The following is a 17,986-nucleotide window of genomic DNA, read 5'->3' on the forward strand; positions in this document are numbered from 1 at the left end:
CGATACCGGGGTTTTCGCTTTTTTTCTATGTTCGATTTAAAATCCGATGGATTTTATGTGTCAACCACACCTTATGGTGATGAGCCAAAAAGCTACCGCATTAGACAAATAAAGGAGAATAATTAAACCATGAATGAAACGATTAGTTTACAAGAGTTATTTTCGATTTTACGAAAGTCGTTTTGGCGCATTTTAGCACTCACGATTGTTGCGGCATTGATTTCATTTGCCGTCAGTACGTTTTTGATTAAACCGACGTATCAAGCAGGAACACAAATCTTAGTCACACCGAAAAAACAAGAAACCGATGTGATCGATGCAGCGCAGGTCCAATCATCCGTCACACTCGTCAATACATACCGTGTCATCATCAAGAGTCCGGCTATTTTAGAAAAAGTGCAAGAAGAAGTTGAAAACGCACCGGATAACATCGGTGCATTGAATAACATGATTACAGTTGAAAGTGAGCAAAACTCACAGGTCATCAACGTCTCGGTCCAAAGCACCGATGCGGCGCTCGCTTCTAATGTTGCGAATGCTGTCGCTAAAACATTCAGTAAAGACATCCCAGATCTGATGAATGTTGATAACGTCAAAGTCTTATCTGTATCCGGTATCCCAACGTCACCAGTCAGTCCAAATATCTTACTCAACACAGCGATTGCCGGCGTTGTCGGATTTTTACTTGGTGTCGGTCTGGCCTTCTTGCGTGAAGTGCTCGATCGTCGTATCCGGACGGAAGAACAAGTCCAACAACTGCTTGATCTGCCTGTCTTAGGAAGTATTCCGGATATCGACAGCAAAGTATTTAAAGCATCAGCGAAGTCGGCAAAACGAGAGGCGGTCAAACAGTATGGCTAAGAAAAATAAGATGAATAAAGACGCACGGAACCTGATCACCGTGACACAACCGAAATCACCGATTGCGGAGCAGTACCGGACGATTCGGACAAATATTGAATTCATGGCCGTCGATAAAGAAATCAAAGTCATGTTGGTCACCTCTTCAACACAAGGGGAAGGGAAATCAACGACCTCTTCGAATCTCGCTGTCGCTTATGCACAGCAAGGAAAACGTGTCTTGATCATCGATACCGACATGCGTCGTCCGACGGTCCATTATACGTTCCGTGTTGCAAACGGTCTTGGATTATCGAGCCTGTTGACTCGTCAGGCCGAACTCGAAAAAGCGGTTTTACCGACGAAGGTTGATAATCTCTCCATTCTAACAGCGGGTCCGATTCCACCAAACCCGGCTGAATTATTATCGTCACGTGCGATGGAAAAGCTGATTGAACAATTACGTGGAGAATACGACGTCATCATTTTAGACGCGCCACCACTGCTTCAAGTTGCGGATAGCCGCATCACATCAAAATTAACAGATGGTGTCATTTTGGTCATCGGCTGTACGACTTCCGATCGCCAACGTGTCTTAAAAGCAAAAGAACAATTGGAACTGACGGAAGCGAAAATTTTAGGGGTTGTCTTGAATCGTCGGGAATTGACAGATGATTCGGCGTACCAATACTACTATTCCTATGAGTGAGGGATCCTATCATGGTTGATATCCACTGTCATCTGTTACCACTCGTCGACGATGGTCCTTCGAGTGTCGAACATGCGTTACAGTTAGCTGAACAGGCTGTCGAAGAAGGAATTACAAGGATCATCGCGACGCCGCACTTGTATCATCCCCAGTTTGAGACGAGTGATGTCGATGTTCCGTTAACGGTCGCTGAGTTAAACGTACTATTAAAACAACGTGACATTCCACTGACAGTCTATCCGGGACATGAAGTCCGGTTGATTGGCGAGTTGATCGAAGAGATGGAAGCCGGAGTGGCGTTGCCGTTAGCTGCTTCACGCTATATCTTGATTGAGTTTCCATCGACGGGAATTCCGTCCTACGCACGTCAAGTATTTGCCGAATTGATTTCAGATGGATATATCCCGATCATTGCGCATCCGGAGAAAAATAAAGCCATCATTCAAAACCCGCAATTGTTATTCGACTTGATCTCTAATGGAGCAATCAGCCAAGTGACATGCGCAAGTTTGATTGGAAAGTACGGAAAAGACGTCCAACGTTTTGCTGTCGCTTTACTTGAGAACGGATTAGCGCATCTTGTTGCGTCAGATGCCCATCATACGACGAAGCGTCCGTTTTACTGGGAGCAATGCCGCAAGTTCCTGTTCGAGAAGCTGGAAGATTGGTTATATGAAGAAATCTATGAAAACAATGAAGCGGTTTTACTGAATCAGTTGGTCACGATCAACCCGCCAAATCCAGTCGAAAAAAACTGGAAAGGACAATGGGTATAAGTGATTTAATGTAAATGAAAGGGAAAGAGAGTGAATTAACACTCTCTTTTTTCTATGTTAACGCTTACATTATGAATATATGGAAAAGTTTATGGTAAGTAGAATGTGGTATGTGTTATCTTAAATAAAGTAAAGATTGCCATATAAATTATCTTATGGAAAATGAAAATGGAGTGAATCTCATGAACCGGGTCAAAAAGGCAGTAATTCCAGCAGCTGGACTTGGAACACGTTTTTTACCAGCGACAAAAGCAATGCCGAAGGAAATGTTACCTATTGTTGATAAGCCAACGATTCAATATATTATCGAAGAAGCGATTGAGTCAGGGATTGAGGATATCATCATCATTACAGGCAAAGGGAAGCGGGCAATTGAGGATCATTTTGACTCGGTGCCGGAGCTTGAGGCGAATCTAATCGCTAAAAATAAATCCGATCTGTTACATCTTATTGAAGAGACGACAAATATTAACATTCATTTCATCCGGCAATCCAAGCCAAAAGGTTTAGGGGATGCAATTCTCCAAGCGAAGGCATTTATTGGGAATGAACCGTTTGTCGTTATGCTGGGTGATGATATCGTCCAAGCAGAAATACCATGTACACGTCAATTAATTGAGCAGTACGAACAAACCAATCGTTCAATCATCGGAGTACAACAAGTGCGAGATCAGGATACACAACGTTATGGTATCGTCGATCCAAGCAACAGCATCTCAGAGGACTTACATAAGGTAAAATCATTTGTTGAAAAACCTGCTTTTGGAACAGCCCCGTCCAATTTAGCAATTTTAGGGCGTTATCTTTTAAAACCAGATATCTTTACGTACTTAGAAACACAAGTTGTTGGAGCAGGTGGAGAAATTCAACTGACGGATGCGATTTCAAGACTAAATGAATTCGACGAAGTATTGGCTTATGAGTTCCGTGGCAGACGCTACGATGTGGGAGAAAAACTTGGTTTTATCCAAACGACACTTGAATTTGCGTTGAAACGTGACGATTTAGGAGATGACGTCGCACGCATGATGGAAGAGTTGTTGGCGGAAAGAGCTAGCCGTACCTCCTCTGTTTAAGAAATACTTCAGATGTGAAGAGAAGGGACTTTCAATCAATGAAATTTTATTATTATTACCGGACTCTGACGTTAGCCTGCATCGATGCTGTCGCTTTAGGAATCGCGATGGGCTTTACCTATTTTTTCTTGTATCCAAAAGAACTGTTTGAATTAATCGACAGTAAATTATTATTGCAGTCAGCTGCCGTCTTTGCCTTACTGTTTGTCTCGTTAGCCTTCTTGATGAAGCTGTACCGCGTCAACTGGAAATATGCCAGTATTCAGGAAGCATTGACCTTATCTTTATCACTCGGAGCAAGTTCGATTGGTTTAATGATCTATCAAAATTTTGTGTTTGGACAAGTGCTTGAGCGCATCACGATTCTTAGTTTTTGTATTTCTTTATTATTGCTCGGAGCGATTCGTGTCGCTTTGCGCTTACTCGGGATTGGACAACATTGGCGAAAATATGCGTTACCGCGACGGATGGTCAAGTCACGTAAACGAACGCTCGTAATCGGAGCTGGACGAGCCGGACGTTCGTTAGTCCGTCAATTATATGTTTCTCCTTTTCATGAGTTAAAACCCGTTGCTTTTTTGGATGATGATCCGAAAAATATGCATTTTATGATCCAAGGAATTGAAGTGGTTGGAACAACGGATAACTTAAAAACAGTTATTGAAAAACATCGAATTGAAGCAATCGTGCTCGCAATTCCGTCACTGACACAACAACGACGAATCGAGTTAATTACGGAAGCCAAATCGTTATGTAAAGATGTGCAGACTCTACCGATGATTGAAGAATTAGTTACCGGTAAGATTTCTGTTAATGCAATTCGTGATGTTTCGATTGAGGATTTACTAGGTCGAGAACCGGTTGAACTCGATATTTCAGGAATCAAATCGGAAATTGAAGGTAGAACGGTTCTCGTCACTGGGGCTGGCGGATCAATCGGTTCAGAAATCTGTCGGCAAATCATTCAATTCAATCCAACCACAATCTTATTATTGGGGCATGGAGAAAATAGTATTTACTTAATCGAAAGAGAGTTAAGAAGCTTACAATTACCAATTAATTTAGTACCGATTATTGCGGATGTCCAAGACCGGAAGCGACTTGAACAAGTGTTTGAATTACATAAACCACATGTCGTATTCCATGCAGCTGCCCATAAACATGTGCCGTTAATGGAAGCAAATCCTTTTGAATCGGTGAAGAATAATGTCTATGGAACTAAAAACGTCGCAGAAGTTGCTAATGTTTTTGAAGCTGAGCGATTCGTCATGATTTCAACAGATAAAGCCGTTAATCCGACAAATGTCATGGGATCGACAAAACGAATTGCTGAAATGATTGTGCAAGACTTAGGACGTCGTAGTCGAACAAAATTTGCGGTCGTTCGTTTCGGAAACGTCCTCGGCAGTCGCGGATCCGTCATTCCACTTTTTAAATCACAAATTTTAGCAGGTGGTCCAGTAACAGTGACACATCCGGATATGACACGTTTCTTTATGACGATTCCAGAAGCAAGCCGTCTAGTCATTCAAGCGGGTATCCTAGCGGATGGTGGGGAAGTATTTGTCCTTGATATGGGCGAACCTGTTAAAATCGTTGATCTTGCAAAAAACATGATTGAATTAAGTGGATTTACAGAAGATGAAATGCCGATTGCATTTTCAGGTATCCGACCGGGTGAGAAGATGTACGAAGAGTTATTAAAAGAAGGAGAAGTAGATTCAGAAGCGATTTATCCTAAAATATTTGTTGGAAGAACACATCAAAAAGAACAAATTACGGATATCTTAAATCATATGAATCAACATAAAGACTCTCCGATTCAGTTAAGAAATGTACTTCTTGATATCGCAAATGATGTTGTGATTCGGGAAGAAAATCTAGTCTGAACAGTAAAGGAGGAAAACAGTTGAAGTATACATCAATTAAACGACCTTTAGGTTTTATCATGGCACTAATCGCTTGTATTTTATTAATTCCAATATTCTTATGCATCATGTGTGCCATCAAAATTGAATCACGTGGACCCGTTCTCTTTAAACAAAAGAGAGTCGGATTACACAAAAAACACTTCAATATTTTAAAGTTTCGAACTATGTATATTGAAACACCAAATGATACGCCAACACATTTGCTAGCTGATCCAGATGTTTACATTACGCGGGTGGGAAAAATCTTGCGAAAAACAAGTTTAGATGAATTACCACAGTTATTCAACATCCTAAAAGGTGAAATGAGCTTTATCGGACCGCGTCCTGCATTGTGGAATCAATATGATTTAATTGATGAGCGAGATAAATATGGTGCTAACGATACTTTTCCAGGACTTACTGGTTGGGCTCAAATTAACGGACGTGATGAACTTCCTATTGAGGTCAAAGCAAAATTAGACGGAGATTATGTGAAGAAGATTGGATTAATGATGGATATAAAATGTTTTGTCGCTACCATTTTTACGGTAATCAAAAGTGAAGGTGTGAAAGAAGGTGTTCACACTAATGAGCCGACACGTGAAGCCGCTGCAACAAAGGAGATATAAAATAAATTGAAAAAAATACTTATTACCGGAATTACAGGAAATGTCGGATCTGAAATAGCAGATTCTTTGAAAAACGAGTACAACATAATAGGTACTTCTAGAAATGAAGGGATTGTAAATCCGTTCGAAACCATTACTTGTGATTTAAGTGAATCAGATCAAGTGAATCAGTTATTTTTAGAGCATCCTGATATCGAATATGTGATCCATTGTGCTGCTTTAGCACATAATAAAGGAACTGATTTAAGCGAAGGGGCTTTTATAAAAAATAATTTGATACCGACAAAGAATCTGGTGAACGCCGTTAATTCTTTGGAGAAAATAAAATCATTTATTTATATAAGCAGTATCTCCGTGTATGGTGAGCAGCACAATAAAACGTTGTATTTAGAAACGGATGAGTGTTTACCACAATCTCCTTATGCAAAGACAAAACTTCAATCAGAACAGTATTTAAAAAAACACGCACAATTCCATTATTCAGCGTTGAGACTAGCACCTGTATATAGTTCGAAATTCCTCTTGAATGTCGATAGAAGAATACGAATTCGCGATTTTAATTACTTGGTAGGGAACGGTGATACCAAGTTATCTTTATGTTCGATGGAAACGATTTTGAGAGTGGTTAAACACGAATTACGAAAAGAAAAAAGTAGTAGTGAAGTATTTAATGTTGCTGATAAAAATCCGCTTACATATAAATACTTAAAGAAAAAGTATGGATCAAAAAAGATAACGGTTTTCATTCCAAGAATAGCAGTTGTTCTTATTAATCAGCTAAACAAAAGAACGATCAAAAATCAGTTTATCCAAGAGAATACATTGAAGCTGTTAGAAGATAAAATTTATCCGGCAGATAAAATTTTTAAAGAAATGGATCAGGTGTTTTAAATGAACGTATTGCTCATCACGCAGTATTTTTGGCCAGAAGGATTTCGAGTGAATGATATTGCAACTGAATATCAAAAACGGGGTAATAAAGTTACAGTTTTAACAGGTTTGCCTAATTATCCTACTGGAGTAATTCCTCAAGAATATAAAAAAAAGAAAAACCGGATTCAAATCTACAATGATGTAAAAGTAGTGCGTTCTTTTCTAATTGAGAGAGGCAAACGATTAAGTGGTCTGGCTTTAAACTACGTTTCTTTTGCGCTAGCATCCATTATTCCTGCTTTGACTAAAATTCCTAAGAAAGATTACAAGATTATTCTTGTATATCAGGTTTCCCCGGTTTCTATGATCATTCCGGGAATCGTCCTAAAATACTTGTACAAAAAACCATTGGTAATCTATTGTCACGATTTATGGCCTGCAAGTCTAACGACTGTTGGCATAAATGATAAAGGGTTTTTCTACAAAATCGTAAAGCATATCAGTCGATTTATTTATTCACAAGCAGATGAATTAGTCATTAGCTCTAAATCATTTGAAATGTATTTAAGAGACGAACTTCATTTGAAAAATACGGTAACTTATCTTCCTGTATATGCAGAAGATTTGTTTGGTGATATTCAAAAAAATATAAATTCAAAAGAGACATTAGATTTAGTTTTTGCAGGAAATATCGGTGAGATTCAAGGTGTAGAAGATATTATAGAAACGGCAAATCTCTTAAAAAATGAGAAAGATATTATTTTTCATATTGTAGGTGATGGGACAGCTCATTCCAATTGTGTCGAATTAGCTGAAAAATACCGTTTAGATAATGTCGTCTTTCATGGAAGACATCCCATTGAGAAGATGAAAGAGTTCTACGACAAAGCAGATGCTTTCTTAGTATCAATGAAGAAAAATGAAGTGGTGTCGTATACGTTACCAAATAAAGTTCAATCTTATTTAGCAGCGGGTAAACCGGTGTTAGGTATGATTGATGGGGAAACGAATTCTATTATTCATGAATCTGAGTGCGGATATTGTGTGGAAGCAGAAGATTTTCAGGCATTTGCAGAAAAAATCGTTGAATTTAAACGAAATGCCGAAAAACATCAGGAATTTGGAAAAAATGCGAAGCAATATTACGAAAATAATTTCTCGAAAAAAGACTTTTTTGAGAAACTTGATCAAATACTACAAAAAACATATAGAAGAGTGAAGGAGAATGAACATGTTTAAAGACAAAGTGTTATTGATTACTGGAGGAACTGGATCTTTTGGAAATGCCGTAATGGAACGATTCCTACATACGGATATTAAGGAAATCCGCATTTTTTCACGTGATGAGAAGAAACAAGATGACATGCGTAAAAAATATAACAACGAGAAGTTGAAGTTTTATCTAGGTGATGTACGTGATATCTCCAGTATCAAAAATGCCATGTACGGCGTTGATTTTGTGTTCCATGCTGCAGCGTTAAAACAAGTACCCTCTTGTGAATTCTTCCCGTTAGAAGCAGTAAAAACAAATGTATTAGGAACAGAAAACGTATTAGATGCAGCAGTAGAGCTGAAGGTTAAAAAAGTCATCTGTCTTTCAACGGATAAAGCGGCATATCCAATCAATGCAATGGGAATTTCTAAAGCCATGATGGAAAAAGTATTTGTAGCCAAATCCTTAAAGGTATCTCAGGAAGATACGATGATTTGTGGTACACGATACGGTAACGTAATGGCTTCAAGAGGATCAGTTATTCCTTTGTTCATTGATCAAATCAAGAGCGGCAAACCATTGACAATTACGAATCCTGATATGACTAGATTCTTGATGAGTCTTGAAGATGCCGTAGAACTTGTCATCTTTGCTTTTAATAACGCCGTAGCGGGTGACATTATGGTTCAAAAAGCACCAGCAGCAACCATTCGTAACTTAGCAGCAGCGTTGATTGAGTTATTCGGAGCAAATAACGAAATCAAAGTTACGGGAACTCGACATGGTGAAAAACTCTACGAGACGTTGTTAACTCGTGAGGAACATCTTGTATCGGATGACCTTGAAGGTTTTTACAGAGTCCCAGCCGATACAAGAGACTTAAATTACGATAAATATTTTGTGGATGGAAGCCAAGAATTATCAACTGAAACAGAATATAATTCACATAATACAAAACAACTTGGTATCAATGAAATCAAAGAGTTACTTTTAACAGTTGGTTATGTACGTGAACAATTGGAACTAGTAAAAAGTGAGGCATCTGTAAATTGAAAATTTTAGTTTTAGGTGCCACAGGTATGGCTGGTCATATGATTTCACTCTATCTAAAAGAGGCTGGCCATGCTGTTGTAGGGTTTTCTAGAAAAGGGACAGAGTTTCTAGATGAAAATGTTATCGGCGATGTCACCAATTTCGAAATGCTTAAAAAAGAAATTCTATCCAATCAGTACGATGCTGTCATTAATTGCATCGGTATCTTAAATAGTGACGCAGAAGATCATAAAAGCAATGCTGTGTTATTAAACGGCTATTTACCACATTTTTTGTCGGATATTACTGCCGATACAAATACTAAAATCATTCATATGAGTACTGATTGTGTATATTCAGGATCAGAAAACATTTTATTCACGGAAAATCAATTGCCTAATGGTCCGACATTTTATGATCGTTCGAAAGCATTAGGAGAAATTATTAACGAAAAAGACTTAACGTTCCGTAATTCAATTATCGGTCCAGATATCAGCCAAGAGGGGATCGGATTATTCAACTGGTTTATGAAGCAGAGTGGTTCAATTGGAGGATACACTTCTGTTTTATGGACCGGTGTGACGACATTGACTTTGGCGAAAGCCATTGATCAAGCATTAAAAGAAGATTTATCAGGGCTGTATCACCTGGTAAACAATGAACTGATTAGTAAGTATGATCTTTTATGTCTCTTCAATCGCCATTTTAAAAATGAAGAACTTATGATACAAAAAAATGAAGATGTGAAAAGCTTAAAAGGCTTATATAATACACGATCAGACTTTACGTTTTCGGTACCAACGTATGAAGTAATGGTAAAAGAAATGTACGATTGGGTCATTGACTATAAAGACCTGTATCCGTACCGAATTAAGATGGAAGTGGGAAAATCAAATGACTAAGAAATTAAAAGTGATGACGATTGTCGGGACACGACCTGAAATCATTCGCCTCAGTGAAACCATTAAGAAGTTTGACCAGTATTTTGACCATGTATTCGTCCACACTGGTCAAAATTATGATTATTCATTAAATCAAGTCTTCTTTGAAGACTTTAACTTAAGACAACCGGATCATTTCTTAGAAGCTGTCGGATCAAACTTAGGAGAAACGATGGGGAACATCATCAGTAAATCATATGAGCTCTTCGTTCAAGAAAAACCGGAAGCATTATTGATTTTAGGAGATACAAACTCAGCACTATCAGCAATCTCAGCAAAACGATTAAAAATTCCGATTTTCCATATGGAAGCGGGAAATCGGTGTTTTGATCAAAATTTACCGGAAGAAATCAACCGGAAAATTGTAGACCATATTGCTGATGTTAATTTACCGTATACAGAACATGCAAGAAGATATTTAATTAGTGAAGGATATCGAAAGGAACATATCTATGTCACTGGATCACCAATGGCAGAAGTTTTGCATTTGAATCAAGAGTCCATTTTAAAAAGTGATGTCTTGAAACAGTTGAATTTAGAAAGTAAAAAGTATATTTTGGTTTCAGCACACCGGGAAGAAAACATCGATAACGAAGAAAATTTCTTATCTCTTATGGGAGCAATTAATAAGATTGCCGAGAAATATCAAGTTCCTGTGATTTACTCTACACATCCAAGAGCAAAGAAAACAATTGAAGCACGTCAATTTAAATTTCACCCGTTGGTACAAAATTTAGAACCATTCGGATTCTTTGATTACAATAATTTACAACTGAATGCATTATGTGTTCTCTCAGACAGTGGAACAATTCCAGAGGAAGCATCTATTTTAGAGTTCCCTGCAGTTTCAATTCGAACATCAACAGAGCGACCGGAAGCTCTCGATAAGGCTGGAATCATTCTAGGTGGTATCAAAGAAAAAGACGTGTTGCAATCAGTAGAACTTTGCTTAGCTATGTATAACAATAAAGAGAAATCAGCACCAGTAATTGATTATCAGGATCAAAATGTATCGAATAAAGTGATTAAAGTAATCCAAAGCTATACTCCAATTGTTAACAAAGTTGTTTGGGGGAAATAAAATTGGAAAAAATCATGATTTTTAATGTTCCAGCACAAGAATTAGGTGCATTAACAGTTTTAAAAAATACATATAACGATATAGATAATCAAAAAAATAATAATAAAAAATATTATTTTATTTTAAGTGGTCCATATATATCTGAAACAGAAAATATAAAAGTGAAAATTTTTCCGTGGGTCAAAAAAAGTTGGTTTCACAGATTGTTTTTTGATTATTTTATTGCACCTCGTATTGTCAAAACTGAAAAAATCGAAAGTATAATATCTTATCATAATTTATCGATACCTAGGGTGAAAATCAATCAAACTTTATTTATTCACAATGCAATTCCTTTTACAGATTTAAAATTTTCATTGATAAAAGAAACTAGGCTTTGGATCTATAAAAATATCATGTCTCGTAGAATTAAATCATCTATTAATAAAGCAGATCAATTAATTGTGCAAAGTGAATGGTTAAAAAAAAGAATTCTGCAAAATTTAACGATGATTAAATCGAATAATATTTTAGTGGAAAAATATTATTCGGAAATTGATTATAATAATCAATTTGACCATAACAGTAAATCTTTAAAAAAATTATTTATTTATCCTGCTGGTCCATATAGTTATAAAAATCACATTGATATAATTAATGCGTGTAAAAAACTAAACAAGGATAATATTGAAATTATATTTACAATTAATGGTGAAGAAAATATTATTGCAAAAAACATAAAAAAAGAAATTGAGTTTTTTGAATTGCCTATCAAATTGGTTGGAAGTTTAAGTCATAATCAAGTGTTAGAGTATTTCAAGACACATATTTTAATATTTCCATCTAAGTTGGAGACACTTGGTCTGCCTCTACTAGAAGCAAAAAGTATGAATACACCTATAATTTATAGATACTCAGAATTATATGAAGAAGTATTAGACAATTATAAATATGCTATTCCATATGATACTTTTTCAGACTTAAAAATGATCATTGATCAAGTTATGGATTAATAATGAAAGGTATAATTTAAGGTGGACGAATGGATATACTATATTTGATTTTTTCTCAGGCGATAGGTGTTGTCCTAGGTATATTAAAGTCTATCGTATTACCAATGATTTTATCCGTCAGTGAGTTTGGGTACTGGCAAATTTACTTGCTATATGTTGGTTATTTAGGAGTTTTATCATTAGGATTTAATGATGGATTATTATTAAAGTATGGGAAGTATGATCAAAAAAAATTAAAAAATAAAAATTTAGGTTCAATCATTTTACTTTTTTTATCATTACAAATACTTATATTTATTACTTTAGTTTCTTTTATATATTTTTTGGATGATGGAGCCAAAAAAAACTTATTTTTTTTAATTTCGTTTAATATTCCTTTAGTAGGACTAAATGGAGTTTTTTTAGCTTTATTTCAGAGTACAAATCAAATAAAAAAGTATAGTTATTTCTCGATTATCGATAAAATTTTGATGATAATTACAATTTTAGGAATGCTTACTTTAGATTATACAAATGTTTTAAGTATTATTATCATCGATATTATTACTAGATTTATTTCAGTAATATTAATGTTTTGGGAGTTTAAGATATTTTTTTACAAACCATTTAAAGTTTTTTCAAGAAATAACTTTTTAGAACTTTTTGATAATGTAAAAGCTGGATTCTATGTTTTAATGTCTAATCTAATTGCTATGTTATTAATTGGGTATAGTTTATTTTTAATTGAAAGATCAATGAAGCTTACAAGTTATTCGGTCTATTCATTAGGCATATCTACAACAAATATTTTATTATTGTTTATTGTTGCTGCTTCTGTTTTTATTTTTCCTAGACTTAGTAGACTTTCTTTAGAAGAATTAGATTATAAAGTAAGTTCTATTAAAAACCTATCAATCTATTTATCAACTTTTATAATTATAATATATTTTATTATTCATCAAATAATTTTAATTTTTTTAGATCAATATATTTTGTTGCTAGATTTCTTACCTTTTATATTTCTATCTGTTGTAGTTCAATTCGAGTACAATGTTGTATTGATTCCATACTGTAAAGTCATAAGGAAAGAGAAGATGATTTTTTTAGTTAATAGTATAATGTTGGTATTTAATGTTTTCATTACAACAATTAGTGTGATATATTTCAAATCGTTATTATTAACTTCAATCTGTATATATATAACTTTTTTATTAAGAAATTTCCTATTAAAGTTTTTGTTATATAAGTTAGTAACGAAAAGAAAACAAAATTTTTCAATAATCTATATTTTTAGTCAAATAATATTTTTATTTAGTATATACATGTTTAGCAATTTTGTTTACGCTACAACAATTTATATTTTATTTCTAGTTAGTATTTACTTAATTAATAGAAAAAACATTATAATGCTTATTAAGGAGATTTAGATGGCTAATATACTATTTGTCACAGGAGACTACTATCCATATTTTAGTCCAAATGGTAGCGTGATTAAAAATATTATTGATGAATTAAAAAAAGAGCATAGTGTAGTTGTTTTATCTACAAAAAATCGAATCGGATTAGAGACAAAGATATCTTATGATAATTATGAAATTCATAGAGTAAACAACTACTACTCAATGTTATATAACTATTCATCTTTAAAATATAAAAATTCTGAAAGTGTTATTTCGAAACAATTCTTTAATAAATTATTGCAGTCTAAAAGATTGTTATATTTTTTGTATAAAGCAATTAGTAAGAATAGCTTAAATAAAAACTTAATAAACTTGCAAATTAAACAAATGAGTAAAATTTATACGGAATTTAAATTTGATGTTATAATTCCAATTTCGATGCCTATTGAAAATATTGTATCAGCAATAAGATATACAGAACTAAATAATCAATCTATCCATGTAATTCCTTATCAAATTGATCATTTTGCTGATTCTCCCACACTACATGGAAATAAATTATTAAAAAAAATAAAGTTTAAGAGTAATTTGAAAATGGAAGAGGAAATTTTACAGCAATCTAGTTATTACTTTATATTCCCGCAAATAGATAACCATATGAAAAAATATCATAGTTCAATGGTTGAGAAAGATAAAATTATCGTAACCGAACATCCGCTCATAGTTGATAAATCTAAAACCCATTCTATATCAAAATATCGATTCAATAAAAATAAAATAAATTTAGTGTTTTCTGGAATGTTAAATGTAAAAGTGAGAAACCCCAACTATTTACTAAATATTATGAATTTATTATCTGAAGAAAATAAATTATGTTTAAATTTTTTTCATGTAGGTGATTGTGATGCTATTATAAATAGCTATAAAAATAAATTGGGAGAAAATTTACAAAATCATGGACAGGTTTCTTTAAAAGAATCATTTGAGGCCATGAATGAAGCAAATATATTAATTAGTTTGGGTGTTATTGGTGGTAATCAGGTATCTGGTAAAATATTTGATTATTTCTCTGTAGGTAAACCTATCATTCATTTATATTATTTTGATGAAGATCCAAATTTAAAATATTTAAGTAAATATCCATTATCTTTATGTATAAAAATCGACCCTAAAATGAATAAAGAAAATGCACGGAAAATTCATCAATTTTGCATAGAAAATTATAATAAAAAAATTGATTATCCATCAGTGGAAAAAATCTTTGAAGATGCTACTCCAAAATACGTTTCTGATAAATTTAATGAAAAAATTAAAAAATTGATTAATTGTTAAAAAGTGTTATTTTATATCGAAAGGAATAAAAAAATGTTAATAAGTAAAGATAAAAATCCGATGTTTTTTATCATTTTAATGTTTATCATGTTACTATTCACTAATCAATCATCAAATGGATTATATGTAGGTAGCGATTATGGAATGATTTCAGTTTTTCATATAAAAATAAATACAATATTTATGTTGCTAAGTATCTGTTTTATATCTTTTATGTATAATCTAAAAAATATTTATTTTGATAAAGTTGCTTTATTGCTATTTATAAGTGCAGTCTTAGGCTTAATTCCTTTGATGTACTCAAAAAATATAGATAATTATATTGGTAACTATATCCCTGTAGTTATAGCTTTTTTTTCTTACTGGATATGTTTACAAGCTACAAAAGATTATTATAAATACATCTATCGTGTATTTATGTTTGTAACAATTGTAATATCCTTGCAAGTAATTAGTACAGAGATAAATTTTTTTAACACTTTATCATTAATTAACTTTAATGATCATTATGCTAAAGGAAGTATGATAATACCGATAGGGTCTTCTAATTTAATTGCTTGTTTTTTATTACCGCTGATTCTTTTTCTGTTAGTATATAAAAAAAATTTAATTACGTTTTCTGTTGTGATATTAGGTTTGTATGCTTTACTATTGTGTAGATCTAAAAATGCATTAATAATATTTGCAGCGATATGTATTTTGGTACCTCTGTATAGAGTAGTTAAATACATAATTAAAGATCAAACTGTTAGTTCCAAACTCAAAATATCTTTTTTGGGATTTATAACATTAATTGGATTTATTTTCTTCACTTTGCTTATCAATTTGAGTGAATTTTTGATTAATGATTTATCTTTTAATTATTTTTCGAGTCTATCAAATCCTTTTTTAAACTATTTAGATCGAATTTCATCTGGACGTGTAACTGTTTATTTAGATCAATTGAGTAAATTAAACAATAGTATATTTTGGGGAAATGGATTTGGTTATAGTTTTGGTGAAACTAAAAGTCATAATTGGATTATTGATGCTTTGGTTCAAAAAGGGATTATAGGAACAATAATTTTCATAATGGCACTATTTTTGATATTCAAAAAGTCATCTTTTTATTTAAAAGATAAATTTGTAACTTCAACTTTAGTTTTATTATCTTTAATTCTTTTACAAGGAATGTTTGAAATATCTATTTTTACTGCAGGAATTGATTTTTTATTTTGGTCTATGGCTGGTTTGTTAATGTCTAGAATTCAATTTTTAAATTCTATCAAAGTATAACTTTTTCATTTTAATATGTAGCAGTTTCTAAAAAAAACCAGGCTTCTATTAAGAATAAGAAGACTTGTATGTATTTTCCGGTTCAGACATTTTCTTTTCAATTCATATAAGAGAGTGCTTGAATAAGTTCAGAACTACTAATTTTTCAAAATTTGTCCCTTTCGGTAAGAAATCACTAAGACTATTAGTGTTTTTTACTCACACGTTGCCAAGAAGAGTTAAATATTGGCGAAGTAAATTGATCTGTCCATGACAACTTAGCACTTTCCTACGGCCTGTCGACCGTAATTTGAAATATTTCCTGTTAGGAAAGAGGTGCGAAGTAGATAAATTCACCTCTTCCACTGGTTCAAAAAAATGTTCAGATATCGTTAGCATAGTATAGTAATAGTCCTTTTGCTCGACGAACATCATAGGCATATATATTCCGGACAAGATATAATTTTATCGAGTTCGCAATAACTAAATCCTTGGTGCTGCTTCATTTAAATGAGCGTTTATTAAGTGGCAATCCAATGTTGTAGCTTTCACGCATCTCACATGATTTCTGACAAAAGTTTAGTATAGAACATGTGAACTGTAACTTTTTTTAGAAGGTTGATGTCTAAGGCTTACTGTAAACTTTCGAATTGAAAATCTTAACTCGATATACATACCTATTTTAAATCTTTCGATGTGTTAGGTTGAACATATCCCAGAAAGAAATATCCGTTGAGTTTGGCTTTAGTAACTTTATTCGATATAGATAATTTTAAAAAATATATGGGGAAACTACCAATTTTTAAACAATCGGATGTATGAAAGATAAGTTTAATTAAATATCTTCTTGATATAACTTCTCGATATTCTTTAACTTAAATACACTAGATAGATAAACCAATATAAAATAAATAATTCTATGTTATCTTGATTCTAAATCTTATAAAAGCCTAGTCTAAAATTAACTGGTAACAAAGCATATGTGTTTCATTATAAATTCAAGTCACATTTTTTGAGTATATTAATTTTTCAATAATTTTATGCCTATCTCCTCTTTGATTTACTGGAGGCAATTTTTTATAATCACCGTATAGATTTATAAGATAAGGTATATATCCCGAAGGTGCTTTTAGTTTTAAACATTCAAATTCAACATACTCGATGCTATCAAACCACTGCTTTTCTACTACTTCCTTTTTGAATCCGTATGATCCACCCGAACAAACCATCAATCTGTTATTCTCAGTGTTTTCTGCATTAATAGCATGAATTAGAGCAATCATTAACCTTTTTGGGAAAGGAAAAAGAAATATTTTATAAAAGACGCTCATTTTTCTACTTATTAATTTATAATTTGATTTTGCTAATATCATTTTTTGAAGCAGCATAGTACCTTTTTCTTGGATGCAAGATAATAACTTATTTGAATGGACGTCATCGAAAGGAAAGATGTCTATATAGATGCCGTGATGGATATTTACATGCTGTGTAACTTCTTCCTTGTAAATCGTATTATTTACTCGAAGCTTAGAAAAAGGCATAGCAAAATGAGGATCAGTATCCCAATTTTGTAAGAAATATAATGTCTCATTGTTACCCTCGAAATCATTTTTAAATAGCGTCATGAACTTATTATAATCTTTACGAGTCATTCCAATATCCACATCATCATCCCAAGGTATAAAGCCTTTATGTCGGACTGCTCCTAGTAGAGTACCAGCAATAATAAAATAATTTATTTTGTTCTTTTCTAAGTACTTTATTAGAAATCGCAATGCTTCAATTTGAATTTGTTTTACTTGATTTGTATCAATTGAAATTAATTCTGGTTCTCTCAAAAAAATCGACTCCTTTTATAACTTGACGGTTTGTCAAATTAAGTGCAACACTTCTTCCGAGAAGACCTCGTATGCAGTTTTCCAGTTGAGACATTTCCGTGGTCTCCCATT

General features: G+C 33.3%; 16 protein-coding genes. 15 read left to right on the top strand and 1 reads right to left on the bottom strand.

The window, feature by feature from the left end; translation table 11 throughout:
• Nucleotides 1–129: 129 nt before the first annotated feature.
• From KNQ13_RS13825 to KNQ13_RS13895, 15 genes are all read left to right on the top strand, one after another.
• Nucleotides 130–861 (top strand): YveK family protein, encoded by a 732-nt coding sequence (locus KNQ13_RS13825; RefSeq protein ID WP_014971363.1) that lies wholly within the window; start codon nt 130–132, stop codon nt 859–861.
• Nucleotides 854–1,549 carry a CpsD/CapB family tyrosine-protein kinase gene (locus KNQ13_RS13830; protein WP_209548459.1) on the top strand — a complete coding sequence of 232 codons (696 nt, stop codon included), beginning with the start codon at nt 854–856 and terminating at the stop codon, nt 1,547–1,549. Before KNQ13_RS13825 ends, KNQ13_RS13830 begins: the two co-directional genes overlap by 8 nt.
• Before the next feature lie 11 nt (nt 1,550–1,560).
• Complete coding sequence (locus KNQ13_RS13835) at nt 1,561–2,325, top strand: tyrosine-protein phosphatase (RefSeq protein ID WP_209548460.1); 765 nt, start codon at nt 1,561–1,563, stop codon at nt 2,323–2,325.
• 182 nt (nt 2,326–2,507) lie between these two features.
• Nucleotides 2,508–3,401, top strand: coding sequence for a UTP--glucose-1-phosphate uridylyltransferase GalU (galU, locus tag KNQ13_RS13840; RefSeq protein WP_209548461.1), 894 nt, complete (start codon nt 2,508–2,510; stop codon nt 3,399–3,401).
• Nucleotides 3,402–3,439: 38 nt separating this feature from the next.
• A complete protein-coding gene (locus tag KNQ13_RS13845) occupies nt 3,440–5,290 on the top strand; it encodes a polysaccharide biosynthesis protein (RefSeq protein WP_209548462.1) in 1,851 nt (616 codons plus the stop codon).
• Between the two features lie 20 nt (nt 5,291–5,310).
• Nucleotides 5,311–5,940 (top strand): sugar transferase, encoded by a 630-nt coding sequence (locus KNQ13_RS13850; protein ID WP_209548463.1) that lies wholly within the window; start codon nt 5,311–5,313, stop codon nt 5,938–5,940.
• 6 nt (nt 5,941–5,946) lie between these two features.
• Entirely contained in the window at nt 5,947–6,831 is an 885-nt protein-coding gene (locus KNQ13_RS13855; RefSeq protein ID WP_209548464.1) for an NAD-dependent epimerase/dehydratase family protein, read from the top strand.
• A gap of 48 nt (nt 6,832–6,879) precedes the next feature.
• Nucleotides 6,880–8,052, top strand: coding sequence for a glycosyltransferase family 4 protein (locus KNQ13_RS13860; protein ID WP_353048751.1), 1,173 nt, complete (start codon nt 6,880–6,882; stop codon nt 8,050–8,052).
• Nucleotides 8,045–9,079, top strand: a complete 1,035-nt coding sequence (locus tag KNQ13_RS13865) for a polysaccharide biosynthesis protein (RefSeq protein ID WP_026831971.1) — start codon at nt 8,045–8,047, stop codon at nt 9,077–9,079. The genes KNQ13_RS13860 and KNQ13_RS13865 overlap by 8 nt, the downstream gene beginning before the upstream one ends.
• Nucleotides 9,076–9,960, top strand: a complete 885-nt coding sequence (locus KNQ13_RS13870) for an SDR family oxidoreductase (RefSeq protein WP_209548466.1) — start codon at nt 9,076–9,078, stop codon at nt 9,958–9,960. The genes KNQ13_RS13865 and KNQ13_RS13870 overlap by 4 nt, the downstream gene beginning before the upstream one ends.
• On the top strand, nt 9,953–11,080 hold the full coding sequence (wecB, locus tag KNQ13_RS13875; RefSeq protein WP_026831973.1) for a non-hydrolyzing UDP-N-acetylglucosamine 2-epimerase: 1,128 nt from the start codon (nt 9,953–9,955) through the stop codon (nt 11,078–11,080). Before KNQ13_RS13870 ends, wecB begins: the two co-directional genes overlap by 8 nt.
• A 2-nt stretch (nt 11,081–11,082) precedes the next feature.
• Nucleotides 11,083–12,072 carry a glycosyltransferase gene (locus KNQ13_RS13880; protein WP_209548467.1) on the top strand — a complete coding sequence of 330 codons (990 nt, stop codon included), beginning with the start codon at nt 11,083–11,085 and terminating at the stop codon, nt 12,070–12,072.
• A 29-nt stretch (nt 12,073–12,101) separates the two neighbouring features.
• A complete protein-coding gene (locus KNQ13_RS13885; protein WP_209548468.1) occupies nt 12,102–13,478 on the top strand; it encodes an oligosaccharide flippase family protein in 1,377 nt (458 codons plus the stop codon).
• Nucleotides 13,479–14,783 (top strand): glycosyltransferase family protein, encoded by a 1,305-nt coding sequence (locus tag KNQ13_RS13890; protein ID WP_209548469.1) that lies wholly within the window; start codon nt 13,479–13,481, stop codon nt 14,781–14,783.
• A 33-nt stretch (nt 14,784–14,816) separates the two neighbouring features.
• Nucleotides 14,817–16,058, top strand: a complete 1,242-nt coding sequence (locus tag KNQ13_RS13895) for a hypothetical protein (RefSeq protein WP_214755821.1) — start codon at nt 14,817–14,819, stop codon at nt 16,056–16,058.
• Between the two features lie 977 nt (nt 16,059–17,035).
• Here the strand turns inward: KNQ13_RS13895 and KNQ13_RS13900 are convergent.
• On the bottom strand, nt 17,036–17,875 hold the full coding sequence (locus KNQ13_RS13900) for a LicD family protein (protein WP_209548471.1): 840 nt from the start codon (nt 17,873–17,875) through the stop codon (nt 17,036–17,038).
• Between the last annotated feature and the right edge of the window lie 111 nt (nt 17,876–17,986).

Origin of the sequence: Exiguobacterium sp. s128, from assembly GCF_018618815.1 — a bacterium.
Lineage (GTDB): Bacteria > Bacillota > Bacilli > Exiguobacteriales > Exiguobacteriaceae > Exiguobacterium_A > Exiguobacterium_A antarcticum.